Raw genomic sequence first — 16234 nt, 5'->3', positions numbered from 1 at the left:
GCTTTTTTATACGGCGTCTTTTTTCACGATCATTTAGTTTAAATCAGATACGCAGGCTGTCATTCTCATTGAGGAGTCAATACGTTCATTTTTATACGGATTAATTTCCGCGGATCAAGCCAAACATAAACCCTTCGGTCCACTCATTTTCATCGACTCTATAAGCATCTATGTAAAAATCATCCGGAAATTGCTTAAAGCCCGGCAATTCTTTATATTTCTCGATCACAGCTTCGGCTTTCTCTTTGGAAGAATAGATACCGATTATTTTCGTGTTTTCGGTTTCATTCCATTCATAGCTATGTTGTAATAAGAAAACTGTTCTCATAGTTGTCCTTTACCTCCAAATTCGGGAGGCTGGTCCCCCATTAATTTTAAATACTCCTCATACGCTTCCTGAATTTTTCTCCGGCAAACTTCTTCCCATGTTTTTTTAAGTTCTGAGATTCTGGCCTCATCTGCGTCAGCCGGGATCATTTCACCGCCAAATCCAATCCATGCATCCATATCGAGTACTTCGCCGTATTCTCCTGCATAAGCAATTTCATAAGGGGCATAAGTAGAAGCCATGTACGCGCAGCCGTTATCAAAGCAGTGATATCCCGGCTCTCCTATGCCATTTTTGCAAAAGGAAGGCATTGCAGCCGCTTTGGCGGCATCAGACCATGTTTTCGAGCAATACAATTCCAGCACCAAATGTTTAATCGCCATTGACTGACCTCATTTTTCATATCATTCAAAGGATATTAAAGTGTTTTTATGCTTAATAATCTCGATGTAATCCTTACTAACATCATATAAAATATTTCACGGTTAAACATTAGGAAATTTTGTCGAAAATAAATCTTACATCCAGATACACAAAATAACACACCGCCATATAAAAAAGACCGGCCGCCCCCAAGGTTTCCCCCTCAGGACTTCCGATTCTGAATCTGTTTCATAACGCGGTCCAGCATACGGACCCGGACACCGGCGTCATCACGGTTATTTTATCCGCGGACAGGGACGGGATCCCACTGAAGGTCAAGGACAACGGTCCGGGCATCCCCGAAGAACACGCGGCACATGTGTTCGAGCGCTTTTACCGCAGCGATTCCTCCAGAACCCGCAAACACGGCGGCGCCGGACTTGGGCTGTCGATCACGAAGTCGATCGTCGAAGCCCACGGCGGTACGATCTCCGTCCGAAGCCGGGAAGGCGCCGGTTCGACGTTCGTGCTCATCTTCCCTGAAAACAGTGAAAGTAACGGCGGAAAAGTGTTAAAATAAACGGGATAAACAGAAAGGCGGAGAAGCGATGGTATACACGTTTACGATTCAGCCCGGCATCTACCACGCCTTCGAAGACGAGGCGGAGCAGATTGAACAATGCAAGGAATGGGGCCTTCTGTCCGGCAAGGCAGTCAAGACAAAAGCCTTTTTTTATAAGGGAAACGGACTGAACGTTCCCTGCACCATCGTCGGGTACACCGACAAAATGACGGCTGTCATCGAGCTTGACAACAAGCAGCAGCACTGCATCCATCCTTCCTATTTGAAGGAAATGCAGGCGGCGAATTACGGGCAGAGACAGTGGTCCTCCGGCGAAGCCGCCCCCGAAGCCGATGCTTCGGAAGAGAACGAGTCGGCCGGGAATGTGGAAACCGCGGCGGATGAGGCCGTCGAAACTTCGGCAAGTGCCTTGCAGCAAGCGCAGCCTGCCGCAGAGCCCGTGACGGCGCCACAGTCGGAGAGCATATCCGGACAAGCCGCTCCGGCCGGTCCCGACAAGCCCGCCGCCGCATCCGAAGCCGTCGATGCGCCTACAGCGAAGGCCAAGAAAGAAAAAGCGCCCAAGCTTCAGCTTCCGGAAGGAAAAGTGAAGATGACCGCTACGGTACAGGATTTCACGACGGTTCCCAATCATTTTTCCGATAACGACGATGAGGTCATCATTTACGAAAATGTGGCTATTGTGGAGCCGGAAACGGATATCGGCACCGCCTGGTCCAGCCATAGCGCGACGCTGAAAAAGCTGGAGCTCGAAGTCGGCGATACGATCACGTTCGAAGCCAAAATCGTGGCCAAGAAGCTGACGCGCTATCCCGTGCCTTACAAAATCAACAATCCCGCTAAAATCCAGAAAGAGCAGGAGTAGCAAATAGCACCGTCCAGACGCACGTTTCCCGTGCTTCCGGACGGTGCTTCTTCTTTTGATCATCCGTCAATATTTTGTCAACCATTCTTCACCGTTTACTCACAGGTATTGTGAAAATAATCACAGCTACGTGTGTAAGATAAACATAGAAGCATTTGGTTTGATTTTTCTAAGATCTCTTCGTTTTACAATCATTTCCCGGGGCGGTGAAAGCATGAAACCGTTTAAACGTCAGGAGAAACGGCTGATGATCCTCATGTTCGTCGTGGCCGCCGTTATGCTGCTTTCCTTTCTGCGCAGATTGTTTGCATAAGCCTGTATGAGCCTGCATACACCTGCATGTACCCGAAACAAGAACATTCCAGGGGGAGATGATGCACCGTGTTTCATTATGATCCTGTGCTGTACAGCCGCATACTCACCGAAGTCACGCTCGCGTTCCACATTATTTTCGCCACGATCGGTGTCGGCGTTCCGGTGATGATCGCTCTGGCCGAATGGACGGGCATCCGCAAGAACGACCGGTACTACACCCTGCTGGCCCGCCGCTGGGCGCGCGGCTTCGTCATTACGGTCGCCATCGGCGTCGTGACCGGAACGGCCATCGGCCTTCAGCTCAGCCTGCTGTGGCCGAGCTTTATGGAAATCGCCGGGCAGGCCATCGCGCTGCCCCTGTTTATGGAGACGTTCGCGTTCTTCGTCGAAGCGATTTTTCTCGGCATTTATTTGTATACCTGGGACCGGTTCAAGCCGAAACGGCATCTGATGCTGCTCATCCCGGTCGCCATCGGGTCTTCCGCCTCGGCCTTTTTTATTACGACCGTAAACGCGTTTATGAACACGCCGCAGGGTTTTACGCTTGAAAACGGCAAAATCACGAACGTGGACCCGATCGCGGCCATGTTCAACCCGGCGACGCCCACGAAAGTCTCCCACGTCCTCGCTTCGGCTTACATGACGTGCGCGTTCATTCTCGCGGCCATAGCGGCCTTCTCGCTGCTGCGCCGCAAAGGAGACCGGCTTTACGCCAAGAAGGCGCTCAAGCTTACGCTAACCGCGGGTCTCGTGTTCGCGCTGGCAACGGCCGCGATCGGCGACCTCTCGGGCAAGTTCCTGGCGGCGTATCAGCCCGAGAAGCTGGCGGCGGCCGAATGGCATTTCGAGACGCAGACCAAAGCTCCTCTGGTGTTCGGCGGAATTTTGACAGAGGACAAAGAAATCAAATACGGGCTGAAAATCCCGTACGCCCTGAGCATCCTCGCCGGCGGCAATCCCGGCTTTGAAGTCAAAGGACTGGATCAGATTCCCGACGAGCTGGAGCCTCCTCTCTATGTGCACTACTTCTTCGACGGCATGGTCACCATCGGGATGCTCACCATCGTGATCGCGGCTCTCTATCTGTGGCTCAGCCGCAGCAAACGCGCCTCGAAGCCGGCTCCGCGCTGGCTGCTCCGGGTAATCGTCGCCTGCGGACCGCTCTCCATGCTCGGCATCTGGCTCGGCTGGTTCTATGCCGAGGTAGGCCGGCAGCCGTGGATTCTCCGCGGCTATATGAAAGTGGCCGAAGCCGCCACAACGTCGGCCCATGTGGACACGATGCTGCTCCTGTTCTGTCTGCTGTATCTCGTCCTGGGTTTGACCGCGATAAAAGTGCTGTCCAAGCTGTTCAAAAACAACGACGTTGCGGATGAATTGATCGCATTCGGCGTTTTCGAGAAAAGGGGGCCCCTGGAATGAATCTGGAGCTGCTCGGCATTACCGTTCTGTGGGTGTTTCTGTTCGGCTACCTGATCGTGGCTTCCATTGACTTCGGAGCCGGTTTTTTCAGCTATTATTCCGTCGTTACGGGCAGCAAAAATATCACGCACCGCATCATCGAGCGCTATCTTTCTCCCGTCTGGGAAGTCACCAATGTATTTCTTATCTTCTTCTACATCGGCCTGGTCGGATTCTTTCCGGAAACCGCCCGCTATTACGGCACGGCGCTGCTCGTCCCGGGGTCCCTGGCGCTCATTCTTCTCGCACTACGGGGTTCCTACTACGCGTTCAGCACCTACGGGTCCAAAGACAACCAGTGGTACATGCTCATCTACGGGGCTACCGGACTGCTGATCCCGGCTGCTTTATCGACCGTGCTGGCCATTTCGGAAGGCGGCCTGATCGTGGAGACCGCCGGCCAAATCACCCTGGATTGGGGCGCCCTCCTGGGCAGCGTCTATACCTGGTCGGTCGTGCTGCTCGCTATCGTCAGCGTGCTGTACATCTCCGCCATGTTCCTGGCCTACTATGCGCATAAGGCGCAGGATAAGGCCGCTTTTGAAATCGTACGCGGGTATGCGCTTTTCTGGAGCATTCCGACCATTCTGGCCAGCGTACTCGTCTTTTTCGCGATCTCCCGGCATAACCCCGAACATTTCACCAAAATGCTCGATCTCGCCTGGATGTTCGTCGTCTCGTTCCTCTGTTTCCTGATTGCCGTCTACGCCGTCTGGAAAAAAAGACATTTGGGTCTCGGCTTCCTCTTCGTTCTGCTTCAGTTCGCCTTTGCTTTTTTCGGGTACGGAGCCTCCCATCTGCCTTATATACTGTATCCGTACATCACGATTCATGAAAATTTCACCAATCCCGCCATGGGCACGGCGCTTATTATCGCTTTTATCGCCGGCCTGCTGATCCTCATTCCTTCGCTTGTTCTGCTGATGAGACTGTTCCTGTTTGATGCGAGCTACGTTCAAGGAAACCGGGATAAGAAAGGATGATGCTGACGTGGAACATTTTATGATCATGTATGCTCCTCCCATTGTCATTGCGGTCTCGCTGCTCTTCTTGTTTCTGTGGGCACCACGGGCCAAAGATGTTACGGACGAGCCGGAAAGCGATCGACAGCGGCGTATGCACTAAATCTTTTCTGCCCTAGCCGTGCCGATTAGCCAACCCATTCTTATCATTGGCGAAAAGAAAGGCGATTCCCGTAAGAGAATCGCCTTTTTTATTTTACCTGCCGCTTACATGGTGATAATTTGCAGAAAACGATCATAAACTAGTATGTAAGAATAGATGAACGGAAGGAGGTGCCGACTCTATGTACTACGAAGAAGATCGCGAACCGTTTGAAGACGACGCAGCCGATAACGAGAACGAAGGATAAGCAATCCAGCCTCGAGCGGCCCCATGAAGCTCCATGAATGTGACACCCCGCTTCTTCTGCCTATTGTCTCCTCTTTGATTGTGCGTAACTCTTTCTCCCAGACGGCAAAAAAGCCCGTTCTCCGCTAACGGAAACGAGCTTATTTTTGTCTATGCTTTTTTGTTTTAAGCGGACTGCGGCCGCCCTTACTTCTCTTCGTTCAGGTAAACCGCTTTGCCGGTTTTCGCCGATTCGTAGATCGCTTCGAGAATCTCCGATACGACAAGCGCCTGTTCCGGCGTGACGACCGGATCTTTGTCGTTTTCGATCGCGTCGATCCACATGCGCATCTCCAGATCGGGTGCGTTCTCGGAAGCACCCTCGTAGAAGGCTACGCCGCCGCTGGAAAGCTCGATATTCTGCGTGTACAGGCGGCTGTTCTTCTCGCCGTTGATGCGCAGGCCGTCCTTCATGTCGGCTCCGCCTTCGGTACCGCTCAACGTACATTTCGCTTCGTCGACTTCAAGCGTATTCAGTGCCCAGCTCGATTCCAGAATGATCGTTGCGCCGTTTTCCATCGTGATCATGCCGAAAGCGGAATCTTCCACCGTGAACTTCGCCGGGTCCCAAGGTCCCCACGCATTCGCCGCGTTAGCCCGGTGAGAGAGCTTGTGGTACGAGGTGCCCAGCACAACCTTCGGTTTGTAGTTGTCCATCATCCACAACGTGAGGTCGAGCGCGTGAGTCCCGATATCGATCAGCGGGCCTCCGCCCTGCTTTTCTTCATCCAGGAATACGCCCCAAGTCGGAACGGCCCGGCGACGGATAGCGTGTGCTTTGGCGAAGTAAACTTCCCCAAGCTCGCCGTCTTCGCAAAGCTTTTTCAGATACTGGGAATCGGAACGGAAACGGTTGTTATATCCGATCGTCAGTTTCTTGCCGGTCCGTTTGGCGGCGTCCACCATGCGGCGGGCGTCCACGGACGTTTTAGCCATCGGCTTTTCACACATGACGTGTTTGCCGGCTTCCAGTGCATCGATGGTAATGTCCGCGTGAGAATCGTTCGGTGTGCAGACATGAACTATATCAAGGGAGGAATCTTTCAGCAGTTCACGGTAATCTTGGTAAACGCAAGCATCGCCGGAACCGTATTGTTCCTTGGCTTTTTCCGCCCGTTCGATGACAATATCGCAGAATGCGACCAATTCAACGTTAGGCAGTTTCGCCAGACTCGGCAGGTGTTTGCCGTTTGCAATCCCTCCGCATCCGATAATTCCGATCCGGTACTTTTGTGACATTGCAGTTCCTCCTTCAAATGGTAAGCATGAGTATGTAACTAACAATCAGACAGGATGGCGGCAAAATGTACGCGCGTTCTAAAATTTAGCGACTTCCCCTGCCTGCTCGATCGTACTACAATAAAGTATAGAAGATACCTCGCCAAAATAAAATCACAGATATGGCGATACTTATATGCGATTTTGTCATTCGGGGGCAGAGCTGGTGGAAATCTATAACGAACAGATTAATTATGAAAACCCTTTTTTGTCCATGCGGGTCTTTCAAGCCCGTCGTGACGACGAGCGGACGAGTCCGTGGCATTACCACAAGGAAGTCGAAATGCTCGCCATTGTCGAAGGAGAACTCGACGTTTACCTTGAAAATGAAAGAGTGAACCTGAAAGCCGGAGACGTCGTCCTCATCGGTTCCTCCGAGCTCCACCGGGACCGTTCGTCGGCAGACACCACACTCGTCTACTATGTGTTCCAGTTCGATCTGGAGCATTACTTTGACGAAAGCGGGATCGCTTATTTGCGTTATTTTTCGGAGACCCAGTCCGCGCTAAGCAAGTTGAATTATATTTTCCGGGAAAATCCCGCTATCCGCGACGAGGTTTTCGCTTGCATCCGCAACATTTACACCGAGTATGCCGGCAAAAAAGTCGGCTATGAAATCGCCATCTCCATCCTCGTGAAACAGATCGTGCTCTCTCTGCTCCGCAGCGACGAGAAGCGCCTGCTCGATTACGGCAACAGTGCCGAGCTGATCCGCTTGAAGCCGGTTTTCGAGTACATTGACCGGAATATCGACGGCAAGGTTTACGTGGATGAAGCCAGCAAGGCGGCCAACATTTCCTATTATTATTTTGTGAAATATTTCAAAAAAGTACTCGGCATTTCTTTCCTCGATTACGTGAATTTCAAGAAAATCAAAAAAGCCGAGAAAATCCTGCTGACTCAGGACATAAGTGTCGCCCAGGTCGGCGAACAGATCGGCATGCCGAACATGGCTCACTTCTACAAAACCTTCAAAAAGATCAACCACTGCTCGCCCCACGAGTTCCGCAAAAAAATGCTGGAATGGAACCGCTAAGCGCGGATTTCGGCTTCGCCGCCTTAGAGGCTGGGACACCGTGCCGGATCGGCGTATGCCAGGCATCCGGGGCGTCCCCGGCCTTGCGGCCCATCCGGCAGTGCTGACGAAAGTCACTGCCGTCCGGAAAAATCCCGCACAGCCGCCGTATAGCGCCGCAAGCAACCGAAGAAAAGGCAGGCCCCATCGGGACCTGCCTTTTCTTCTTGCTGCGCCGGCACGCGGAACAGTCCCGGCAGCAGCCCGGGACTTTCCGTATCGGACGCGCATCGCCTGCGCGGTGCGATCTCAAGACCGGCGGCACTGAGCCGCGCCGATCCCGTCTACACCTTGCGGCCCTGATGGGCAACGAGCTTGTACCCCACGCCGCGGATGGATTCGATCTGAACCGACTGCTGGTTCATCTCCAGCTTCTTGCGAAGCGAGCTTACATGAACATCCACCGTCCGCTGGCCTCCGATATAATCGAAGCCCCAGACGATGTTCATCAGGTCATCCCGCGTAATCACGACTCCGGGGCGCTGCACAAGATAAAGCAGCACCTCGAACTCCTTCGGACGCAGCGGGATGGATTCTTCCCCGAGATAGACTTCGTACTTCTCGGGGAAGATTTGCAGATCGCCGACCGCAATCACCTTGTCGGTCGATTTCTTGCCCTCGCCGCCGGGCTCGTCCGCCTGCGTGCGGCGCAGAACCGCCGCCACCCGCGCCAGAAGCTCGGCGACGCCGAACGGCTTCGTAATGTAGTCGTCCGCACCGTGCTTCAGTCCCTGCACGACTTCTTCCTCGGCATTACGGGCCGTCAGAATGACGACCGGCGTCGCATTGCCCTTCTGCCGCAGTTTGGACAGCACCTCAAACCCATTCAACCCCGGAAGCATAATGTCCAGAATGATCAGATCGTACGGCTGCTGCATAGCCGCCTGCAGACCGTCTCCCCCGTGATCCACGACTTTCGTTTCGTAACCTTCCTGAGTCAAATTATAAGAGAGCAGCCTCGCTAACGTAGGCTCGTCCTCGATAACCAAAATTTTTTGTGACATCGTGTCCCCCACGCTTGAACGTCTTATACTACTATCTTAAGTTTATCATAGCAGTGGAATGTAAATCGAATGTAAATAAAATATTAACGCCGCGTAAACTTGTCCGAAAAATGAAACTCCTCCGTCCCTACGGATGAATCACCGGAAGTTCGATAATAAATTCCGTGCCGTAGCCGACCTCGCTCTCAACCCGGATCGTTCCGTGATGCATCTCTACCAGATGCTTCACAATCGACAGACCCAGGCCTGTCCCGCCTGAACTGCGGGAACGAGCTTTGTCCACCCGGTAAAATCTTTCGAAAATCCGCGGAAGATCCTTTTTCGGAATTCCGATTCCCGTATCTTTAATAGATATCCGGATCCGCTCGTCCTCTCCTTCGGTTCCCGATCCCGCGAGTTCGGCCGAAACCGAGACACGGCCCCCTTCCGGCGTATAATTGATTCCGTTGGCCATCAGATTAATCAGAATCTGCCTCAGGCGGTCTTCATCCGCTTCCAGGAACAGCGCTTCATCCACATTCATGCTGAGCGAGATCTTCTTCTTGTCCGCCTCCGCTTTCATCATGTCAAGCGATTTTTGAATGATGCTTTGGAGATGCGTCGGCGACAACTGCAGAGGAATTCGCTTCGATTCGATTTTCGACAGCTCCAGAATATCCCCGACCAGCCGGTTGAGCCGCTCGCTTTCGTCAAAAATAATTTGCAGGAACGACCTTGCCGTTTCCTTGTCATCCAGCGCCCCGGCCAGCAGCGTTTCGGAAAAACCCTTCACCGCGGCAATCGGCGTTTTCAGCTCATGGGACACGTTCGCGACAAATTCGCTGCGCATCCGCTCCAGCCGCCGCATCGCCGTTATGTCGTGGAGAACGACTAGCACGCCCGACCATTCTCCATCCGCTTGCGAGATAGGGCTCAAGTTGATTTCCAGAATCCGTTCCGACGGATAATAGAAAATGATTTCTTCGCGGATATGCTCATTTGTTTCGATGCATTCCTGAATGAGCCGCGTCAGCTCAAACTGCTGCTTCGCTTCGTCGTACTTTTTTCCATACAATTCATTGGAAGAAAAACCGAGAATATCTTCGGCCGAACGGTTCACGAGCACGATTCTCTGGTCGCGGTCTACCATCAGAATGCCGCTCCCCATATTTTCCAACACGCCTTTGAGGCGGCCTTCGTTCTCCAGAATACGGTTCATCTGCATATGCAGACTGTCCGCCATCCGGTTGATAGCCTGACCCAACTGGCCCACTTCGTCCAAACTTTTCGTTTCCACACGCGCTTTATAGTTGCGGTTGGTAATCTGTTTCGCCACATTCGTTATGTTCTCGATCGGCCGGGTCAGCCCACTGGCAATCCGGTAGCTGGTCACACCCGCAATAAGGAATAGGATCCCCAGCCCGATAAGAAGGAACAGCCATAATTGGCGGATCGTATTCTCTACCTGCGCAAGGCTTATGGCCAGACGCAGATATCCCGTTTTCTCCCCGCCCGCTGTCTGTACCGGGATAGCCGCATACAGCATGTTACGTTTAAGCGTATCGCTGTACCGGATCGCATATCCGACGCCTTCCCGGTTTGCCTGCTGAATTTCGCTGCGGCCCGCGTGGTTGTCCAGTTCTTCGGGATTTTCATCCGAATCTCCCAGCACCTTGCCGTCTTCCCGGATATACGTCACTCGGGCATCCGTAAATTCCTTCAGCCGCTTCGTCTGAGACGTATAATAAGGCATAAGGAAAGCCAAATCTCCGGCTTTGTTCCAATCGCCGGTCATTTCGATCACTCGAAGTTCGCGCACCAGATTGGCTTCCAGCTCTTTGATATGTGAATCTTCCAGCAGCTTTGCCATGAAAATACCGGCGATCAGCATGGAAACTCCGATCATCAGCATAAGAATCAGTGTCAATCGGGCTCTGAATTTGAGCATAAGTTTACCTTCACTCCAAACATGAGGTCATCATAACGGTTTTCTATAGGAGATCAATCCTTAGTGTACGCTTCCCCCGCACGTAAAAAAAGTAAAGATTATGTAAAGAAGCGCTGCAGAACCGGCATTAAAAAAATGTAAAAAAACCGGAGGCTTCCCGCCTCCGGCCCTGCGGGCAGAGCTTCCACCCGCGAAATAAGTCCGTCTATACTATCGCAAAAAACTCACGAACAAATAGGTCTAATCCTAACGTACCGTCCACCCGATTCGTCCGATTTCTGGAACGGACCGGCATTGCTTGCCTCCACGGATGCACTTAGGCGAAAACAGGCTCCTTGAACTGCTCCAGTTTTTGCAGCGAATCTTTCTCTACATCCGCATGGAGACTGTTTCCGTGAGAATCCATCGTTACGATGGCCGCAAAACCCTCGGTCTGCAGATGCCACATGGCTTCCGGAATCCCGAATTCCATAAAGTCAACGCCTTCGACTTTCTTGAAACATCTCGCATAGTATTGCGCGGCTCCGCCGATCGCATTCAGATAGACCCCGCCATGCTCCTTCAGGGCAGCCAGCGTTTTGGGGCCCATACCGCCCTTACCGATGACGGCGCGAATGCCGAACTTCTTAATAATATCCCCTTGGTAAGGTTCCTCGCGGATACTCGTGGTTGGGCCTGCCGCTCTCACTTTCCAGTTGCCCGCTTGATCTTTACTCATAACCGGCCCGCAGTGATAAATAGCCGCACCGTTCAGATCGACCGGCGAGTCGTGATCCATCAAATATTTATGAAGCGCGTCACGTCCGGTATGCATCATTCCGTTGATGATAACCACGTCGCCCACTTTCAGCTGGCGGATCTGCTCTTCGCTGATCGGCGTTTGCAGAACGATCTCACGACGCTCGTCAGATTCGTCGGCATCGGGAGCGGCAGCTACGGCTTCCGGCTGCGAAGCTTCCGCTGCAGCTACCGGCTGAGCCGCCTCGTTCATCGGCTGGTCGGAACCGCGCTCATACACCCAATCCTCGATTTCGCCGGTTTGGGCGTTCAGTACAACCCCTTGGCGGCGGTAGGCCCAGCAGTTATAGGCAACCGAAACGAAGAAACTTGCAGGAAGACGGTTCATAACACCGACCTTGCAGCCGAGCAGCGTAACTTGGCCGCCGAAGCCCATCGTACCGATGCCCAGCTTGTTGGCATTCTCCATCACGTAATCTTCCAGCTTACGGAGATCTTCGTTCGGGTTTACATCGTCCAGGGAACGGAACAGCTGATGCTTGGCCAGCTCGTAGCCGGTCGTGCGGTCGCCCCCGATGCCGACTCCGATCACACCCGCGCTGCATCCTTGACCCTGCGCCTGATACACGGAATGCATGACGCATTTGCGGATTCCGTCCAGATCGCGTCCCGCTTTGCCCAGGCCGGGGATTTCCGCCGGAAGGCTGTACTGGATGTTTTTGTTCTCGCAGCCGCCGCCTTTCAGTATGAGCTTGACTTCGATATCGTCGCGTTCCCACTGCTCGAAGTGAATAACCGGTGTGCCGGGACCCAAGTTATCGCCCGTATTGGCGCCTGTCAGTGAATCGACCGAATTCGTCCGTAATTTACTGTCTTTGGTCGCTTGAGCGACGGCTTCACGGATTTGACGCTTCATCGTGATTTGGTCAGCTCCGACCGGACAGTGTATAATAAACGTAGGCATTCCCGTATCCTGGCAAATCGGTGATACGTTCGTTTCCGCCATCTCAATGTTTTGTGCAATGGTGCTTAACGAAAGCGCCGCACGGGTCCCCTTATCCTCCAGGGACTGGGCATTGCGGATCGCCCGGCGGACGTCGGCCGGAAGGTTAGTGGATGTTTCCACAATCAAATCGTATACGCTTTGTAGAAAATGCTGCATGGTGTTAATCTCCTCTCCTCTTGTCGCATCAGAACAACCGTAAGACCGTGATTTCTGTGGTAGTCACCGCTATTCTTACTATGCTTTAATTATAACACACCGTTCACGCCGCTTGTTACCACGGAAATATGATACAAGGAGCATGGCCATTCATGTACAAAAGACTTCTGAGCGCGCTGCTGCTTGCCGTCTTCGGGCTTAGCGCGCTGCTGATACCGACCGGTGCCGACCGGTACCAAATGTGGTACAGGGATCAGGTAGCCGTACTGATGTACCACCACATCCATGATCAAGACACAAGCAGCAGCACCATTACAAGCAAGCTGTTCCGCGATCAGATCAACTATTTGCTCGCCAAAGGCTATCATTTTATTACTCTGCAGGAGTTCAAACAGTATCTGGCGGGTGCGAGCGTCCCGGATAATGCCGTTCTCGTCACTTTCGACGATGGTTATGAGAGCGTGTATTCGCACGCCTATCCCGTACTGAAGGAATTAAAAATTCCCGCCGTCAACTTCATCATTACCGAAACGCTGGCCGATCCCAAAGGGACCATGATTCCGTCCATGTCCAAGGAAGAACTGACCCGGATGTCGCACGAGACGAATTTTATCGAAAATCAGTGCCACACCAACGCTTCACACCGGAAGCTGGATAGCGGAGAAGCCGCCCTCGTCGGCCGCGAAACGGTAAACGGCGTTCAGGAAACGGACGAGCAGTACCGCAGCCGGATTTATAACGATGCCGCAGCCTGCGCATCCAACCTGTCTCCGCTGCAGGAGCTGCCCGTCGATACGGTTGCCTATCCTTACGGCATTATCGCAGACGAAGGCGCGGAGATGTACAGCAAAGCCGGCTTCCGTTACGGCTTTACGATCATCCCGCAGATGGCGACCCGCGATGCCGACCGGATGCATATTCCGCGGATCAATGCGGGAAGCCCGTGGATCACGCCGGAGCGGCTGCACACGACGCTCAAACGCCGGGCGGTCGCCCAGCCTCAGGCGTCCGCCTCCGTACGTCTGACGGAGGCCGTCGATCATCTGGGCGGTGCCGTTACCGACGACGGGCAATCGGTGACGATCCGCTCGGACAACCGCGTTTTCTCGGGTTCGATCGGCAGCCGCCGGTTTAAATCCGCTTCCTCAGTCGTCGAGCTGTCCGAACCCGTACGCCGCGAACACGGCGAACTGGTCATCGGCCTGTCGGATCTGGAGCGGCTGCTCGGGCGCGAAGTGACCTACAATCGCTCTACCGGCCAGATCTATTGGCGGCAGGAACCCCGAATCCTGACATTCCAAGACAGTAAGAGTCATCAGGGAGGAACTCCGTAAGATGGAACATCATTTTTTCGCTTACTTGTACCGGATGCGTTACATAGAAAGATGGAGCCTGATGCGGAGCACGGTGCGGGAGAACGTGGCGGAACATTCCTTCCACGTCTCTCTTCTCACCCACGTGCTCTGCACCATCGGCAACGAAGTGTTCGGCCGAAGCTGGCCGACCGACCGCGTCGTATCCATGGCTTTGTTCCATGATGCGACGGAAGTCATCACCGGCGATATTCCTACGCCGGTAAAGCATCACAACCCGCACATTCTGCGGAATTTCCGCGAGCTGGAGCAGTTGGCGGCCGACAAGCTCGTCCAGATGATCCCGGACGAGCTCCGGCATGCTTACGAGCCGCTTATACTCGGCCCGGCGGACCCCGAGCTTGCGAGGATTGTCAAAGCCGCGGATCTGCTGGACGCCTACCTCAAATGCGCCGCCGAGCTGTCGGCGGGCAACCGGGAGTTCGGCACCGCCAAGAAGCAGATCGAGCAATCCATCACGGAGCTGAACATGCCGGAAGTCGAGTACTTCCTGACGCGGCTCGCTCCGAGCCTGGAGAAAACCCTAGACGAGCTGTCCGATTAGTTAGCCGGACAGCTCGTTTTTTTGCTCGGACCGTCCGCGCGTCTTTTTGCTTGGACCTCGCTCGTAGCTTTTGCTCAGACAGCTCGTGTGCCTTTTTACTTGGACTCGCTTGTACCTTTTTGCCTGGTCCTCGCTCACACCTCTTTGCCTGGGTCTCTCTCTCGCCTCATCACCGGCCGGTCTCTCACAATATCTGCGGAAATTTCTTCAGCACCAGAAGCAGCACAAAAGCCAGCCCCGCGGCCGCGCTGTACCAGAAAGCCTGGCGCATCGCTTCCGTCCGCCCGCTAATGACGCGGCGGAGGACCACGCCGAGCATGCCTCCGGCGGCTCCGACTGCAGTGAACAGCATGATGACAGCCGTTATCCAGGCTGCCGAGTAAGTGCCCAAGCTGATCAAATAGCCGCCGGTTGCAAGCTGTACCAGCAAAATCCACTGCCCGATCCGGTTCAGGTGCCGGATCAGCCTGAGCTGCCCCAGCCTGGCGTCCTCCGGTTGTTTCAGGCTGGAGTGAAGCAGAAGCGGAAGCAGCAGATAAAAGCCCAGCGTAATAGCACCTGTCACATGCAAAAACAATAAAGTTTGCAGAATAAGCACAATAAGACCCATCCTTCCGGAGTTCCACCCGTTTGAACCCGGGCAGAAGAAAAGAGCCGGATCGGCTCTTTTCTTCTGCCCGGGTTATATGCGGTAACCGGCCTAACTTAAGCGCCTGTCACGACTTTGATTACATTGCGAACGGAGTCCGCGGATTTGTCCAAAGCCGCTTTCTCTTCGCTTGTAAGTTCCAGCTCGAATACTTTCTCGATGCCGCTCGCGCCCAGCAGGGTCGGTACACCCATGAACAGGTTGTCATAGCCGTACTCGCCTTGAAGGAGAGCGATAGCCGGAATAATGCGTTTTTTGTCTTTCAGGATAGCTTCGGCCATTTGAACCAGAGAAGCCGCCGGCGCGTAATATGCGCTGCCGTTGCCGAGCAAGTTCACGATTTCGCCGCCGCCCGTACGTGTGCGCTGTACGATTGCCTCAATGCGCTCCGTAGGGATCAGCTTCTCGATCGGAATACCGCCTACGTTGGAATAACGAACGAGCGGAACCATATCGTCGCCGTGGCCGCCAAGCACGAAGCCGCGAACGTCTTCTACGGATACGTTCAGTTCTTGCGCGATAAACGTGCAGTAACGGGCTGTATCCAGGACACCGGACTGGCCGATTACGCGGTTTTTCTCAAAGCCAAGTGCTTCATAAGCCACGTAAGTCATGGCATCAACCGGGTTGCTCAAGATAATAACGATGGAATCCGGGCAGTGTGTTTTCACGTTTTCGCAAACGGATCTTACGATTCCCGCATTGGTATTCACGAGGTCGTCACGGCTCATACCCGGTTTGCGGGCGATGCCTGCCGTAATGATCACGATATCGGAGCCGGCAGCGTCTTCATAAGAAGAAGTGCCTACGATGTTGCTGTCAAACCCTTGGACGGGGCTAGCTTCCATCATATCCAGCGCTTTACCTTTTGTCGGGTTTTCGAGCTGCGGAATATCAACGAGGACAACGTCACCCAGTTCTTTTTGAGCCAGCATAAGAGCCGTTGTCGCTCCTGTAAAACCTGCACCTACAACCGTAATTTTGTTGCGACGGATAGCCATTTTTAGTTACCTCCTGGTCATTGTTGCACGCTTTGGACAGCGGGCATGTTTTTTAGGAAAATGGTAAAAACAGCCTTACCCTTGCCGTCCCGGCAAATAAGCCGGAACATGAAGGAATAGCCGGGCAAGCCCGGCTGGTCCTTTTATTCGTCAAACAA

At 53.5% G+C, this 16234-nt stretch carries 15 protein-coding genes and 1 pseudogene; 8 read left to right on the top strand and 8 right to left on the bottom strand.

From position 1 onward, the window contains the following. Positions 1-100 precede the first annotated feature (100 nt). Together KVT34_RS16180 and KVT34_RS16175 are read right to left on the bottom strand one after the other, a co-directional pair. Positions 101-328, bottom strand: coding sequence for a DUF7336 domain-containing protein (locus tag KVT34_RS16180; RefSeq protein WP_217559844.1), 228 nt, complete (start codon positions 326-328; stop codon positions 101-103). Further along, positions 325-711: a hypothetical protein gene (locus KVT34_RS16175; RefSeq protein ID WP_217559842.1), complete on the bottom strand. Its 387-nt coding sequence runs from the start codon at positions 709-711 to the stop codon at positions 325-327. The genes KVT34_RS16180 and KVT34_RS16175 overlap by 4 nt, the downstream gene beginning before the upstream one ends. A 215-nt stretch (positions 712-926) precedes the next feature. Between KVT34_RS16175 and KVT34_RS16170 the strand changes: the two are divergent. The 5 genes and pseudogenes from KVT34_RS16170 to cydS form a co-directional block, all read left to right on the top strand. Next, positions 927-1271 (top strand): annotated as a pseudogene (locus KVT34_RS16170) (sensor histidine kinase); the annotation flags it as partial. Positions 1272-1299: 28 nt separating this feature from the next. Beyond that, complete coding sequence (locus tag KVT34_RS16165) at positions 1300-2139, top strand: hypothetical protein (protein ID WP_217559841.1); 840 nt, start codon at positions 1300-1302, stop codon at positions 2137-2139. Between the two features lie 381 nt (positions 2140-2520). Further along, positions 2521-3876, top strand: coding sequence for a cytochrome ubiquinol oxidase subunit I (locus tag KVT34_RS16160; RefSeq protein ID WP_217559840.1), 1356 nt, complete (start codon positions 2521-2523; stop codon positions 3874-3876). Next, positions 3873-4898: a cytochrome d ubiquinol oxidase subunit II gene (locus KVT34_RS16155; protein ID WP_217559839.1), complete on the top strand. Its 1026-nt coding sequence runs from the start codon at positions 3873-3875 to the stop codon at positions 4896-4898. The genes KVT34_RS16160 and KVT34_RS16155 overlap by 4 nt, the downstream gene beginning before the upstream one ends. A gap of 7 nt (positions 4899-4905) precedes the next feature. After that, entirely contained in the window at positions 4906-5040 is a 135-nt protein-coding gene (cydS, locus tag KVT34_RS32410; RefSeq protein ID WP_302695354.1) for a cytochrome bd oxidase small subunit CydS family protein, read from the top strand. A gap of 432 nt (positions 5041-5472) precedes the next feature. On the opposite strand, the gene KVT34_RS16145 is transcribed toward cydS, so the two are convergent. Further along, positions 5473-6564 (bottom strand): Gfo/Idh/MocA family protein, encoded by a 1092-nt coding sequence (locus tag KVT34_RS16145; protein WP_042231144.1) that lies wholly within the window; start codon positions 6562-6564, stop codon positions 5473-5475. Positions 6565-6769: 205 nt separating this feature from the next. Here KVT34_RS16145 and KVT34_RS16140 point away from each other — a divergent pair, with 205 nt between their 5' ends. Next, positions 6770-7639, top strand: a complete 870-nt coding sequence (locus KVT34_RS16140; RefSeq protein ID WP_217559838.1) for an AraC family transcriptional regulator — start codon at positions 6770-6772, stop codon at positions 7637-7639. 323 nt (positions 7640-7962) lie between these two features. Here KVT34_RS16140 and KVT34_RS16135 read toward each other — a convergent pair whose 3' ends face one another. The 3 genes from KVT34_RS16135 to KVT34_RS16125 all read right to left on the bottom strand — a co-directional run bounded on the left by KVT34_RS16135 (position 7963) and on the right by KVT34_RS16125 (position 12509). Then, on the bottom strand, positions 7963-8682 hold the full coding sequence (locus KVT34_RS16135) for a response regulator transcription factor (RefSeq protein WP_009676698.1): 720 nt from the start codon (positions 8680-8682) through the stop codon (positions 7963-7965). 127 nt (positions 8683-8809) lie between these two features. Next, positions 8810-10609 carry a two-component system histidine kinase PnpS gene (gene pnpS, locus KVT34_RS16130; RefSeq protein WP_217559837.1) on the bottom strand — a complete coding sequence of 600 codons (1800 nt, stop codon included), beginning with the start codon at positions 10607-10609 and terminating at the stop codon, positions 8810-8812. 316 nt (positions 10610-10925) lie between these two features. Then, the gene (locus KVT34_RS16125) at positions 10926-12509 is read right to left on the bottom strand and encodes a fumarate hydratase (protein ID WP_217559836.1); all 1584 of its coding nucleotides are present in this window, start codon (positions 12507-12509) and stop codon (positions 10926-10928) included. A gap of 152 nt (positions 12510-12661) precedes the next feature. Between KVT34_RS16125 and KVT34_RS16120 the strand changes: the two genes are divergently transcribed. Next, on the top strand, positions 12662-13843 hold the full coding sequence (locus tag KVT34_RS16120) for a polysaccharide deacetylase family protein (RefSeq protein WP_217559835.1): 1182 nt from the start codon (positions 12662-12664) through the stop codon (positions 13841-13843). A gap of 1 nt (position 13844) precedes the next feature. Further along, entirely contained in the window at positions 13845-14426 is a 582-nt protein-coding gene (gene yfbR / locus KVT34_RS16115; RefSeq protein ID WP_217559833.1) for a 5'-deoxynucleotidase, read from the top strand. Positions 14427-14610: 184 nt separating this feature from the next. Here the strand turns inward: yfbR and KVT34_RS16110 are convergent, their stop codons facing one another. After that, positions 14611-15024: a hypothetical protein gene (locus KVT34_RS16110; RefSeq protein ID WP_309244100.1), complete on the bottom strand. Its 414-nt coding sequence runs from the start codon at positions 15022-15024 to the stop codon at positions 14611-14613. A gap of 107 nt (positions 15025-15131) precedes the next feature. Beyond that, a complete protein-coding gene (mdh, locus tag KVT34_RS16105; protein WP_217559831.1) occupies positions 15132-16076 on the bottom strand; it encodes a malate dehydrogenase in 945 nt (314 codons plus the stop codon). Between the last annotated feature and the right edge of the window lie 158 nt (positions 16077-16234).

Source organism: Paenibacillus sp. GbtcB18 (assembly GCF_019091125.1).
GTDB lineage: Bacteria > Bacillota > Bacilli > Paenibacillales > NBRC-103111 > Paenibacillus_F > Paenibacillus_F chitinolyticus.
The sequence above is the reverse complement of the archived record's forward strand: the minus strand, read 5'-3'. Positions and strand labels throughout refer to the sequence as shown.

Excerpts from the sequence above, each read along its gene's own strand:
- KVT34_RS16180 (WP_217559844.1), bottom strand. The coding sequence starts at position 328 with ATGAGAACAGTTTTCTTATTACAACATAGCTATGAATGGAATGAAACC.
- KVT34_RS16175 (WP_217559842.1), bottom strand. The coding sequence starts at position 711 with ATGGCGATTAAACATTTGGTGCTGGAATTGTATTGCTCGAAAACATGG.
- KVT34_RS16165 (WP_217559841.1), top strand. The coding sequence starts at position 1,300 with ATGGTATACACGTTTACGATTCAGCCCGGCATCTACCACGCCTTCGAA.
- KVT34_RS16155 (WP_217559839.1), top strand. The coding sequence starts at position 3,873 with ATGAATCTGGAGCTGCTCGGCATTACCGTTCTGTGGGTGTTTCTGTTC.
- KVT34_RS16145 (WP_042231144.1), bottom strand. The coding sequence starts at position 6,564 with ATGTCACAAAAGTACCGGATCGGAATTATCGGATGCGGAGGGATTGCA.
- KVT34_RS16135 (WP_009676698.1), bottom strand. The coding sequence starts at position 8,682 with ATGTCACAAAAAATTTTGGTTATCGAGGACGAGCCTACGTTAGCGAGG.
- pnpS (WP_217559837.1), bottom strand. The coding sequence starts at position 10,609 with ATGCTCAAATTCAGAGCCCGATTGACACTGATTCTTATGCTGATGATC.
- KVT34_RS16125 (WP_217559836.1), bottom strand. The coding sequence starts at position 12,509 with ATGCAGCATTTTCTACAAAGCGTATACGATTTGATTGTGGAAACATCC.
- KVT34_RS16120 (WP_217559835.1), top strand. The coding sequence starts at position 12,662 with ATGTACAAAAGACTTCTGAGCGCGCTGCTGCTTGCCGTCTTCGGGCTT.
- yfbR (WP_217559833.1), top strand. The coding sequence starts at position 13,845 with ATGGAACATCATTTTTTCGCTTACTTGTACCGGATGCGTTACATAGAA.
- mdh (WP_217559831.1), bottom strand. The coding sequence starts at position 16,076 with ATGGCTATCCGTCGCAACAAAATTACGGTTGTAGGTGCAGGTTTTACA.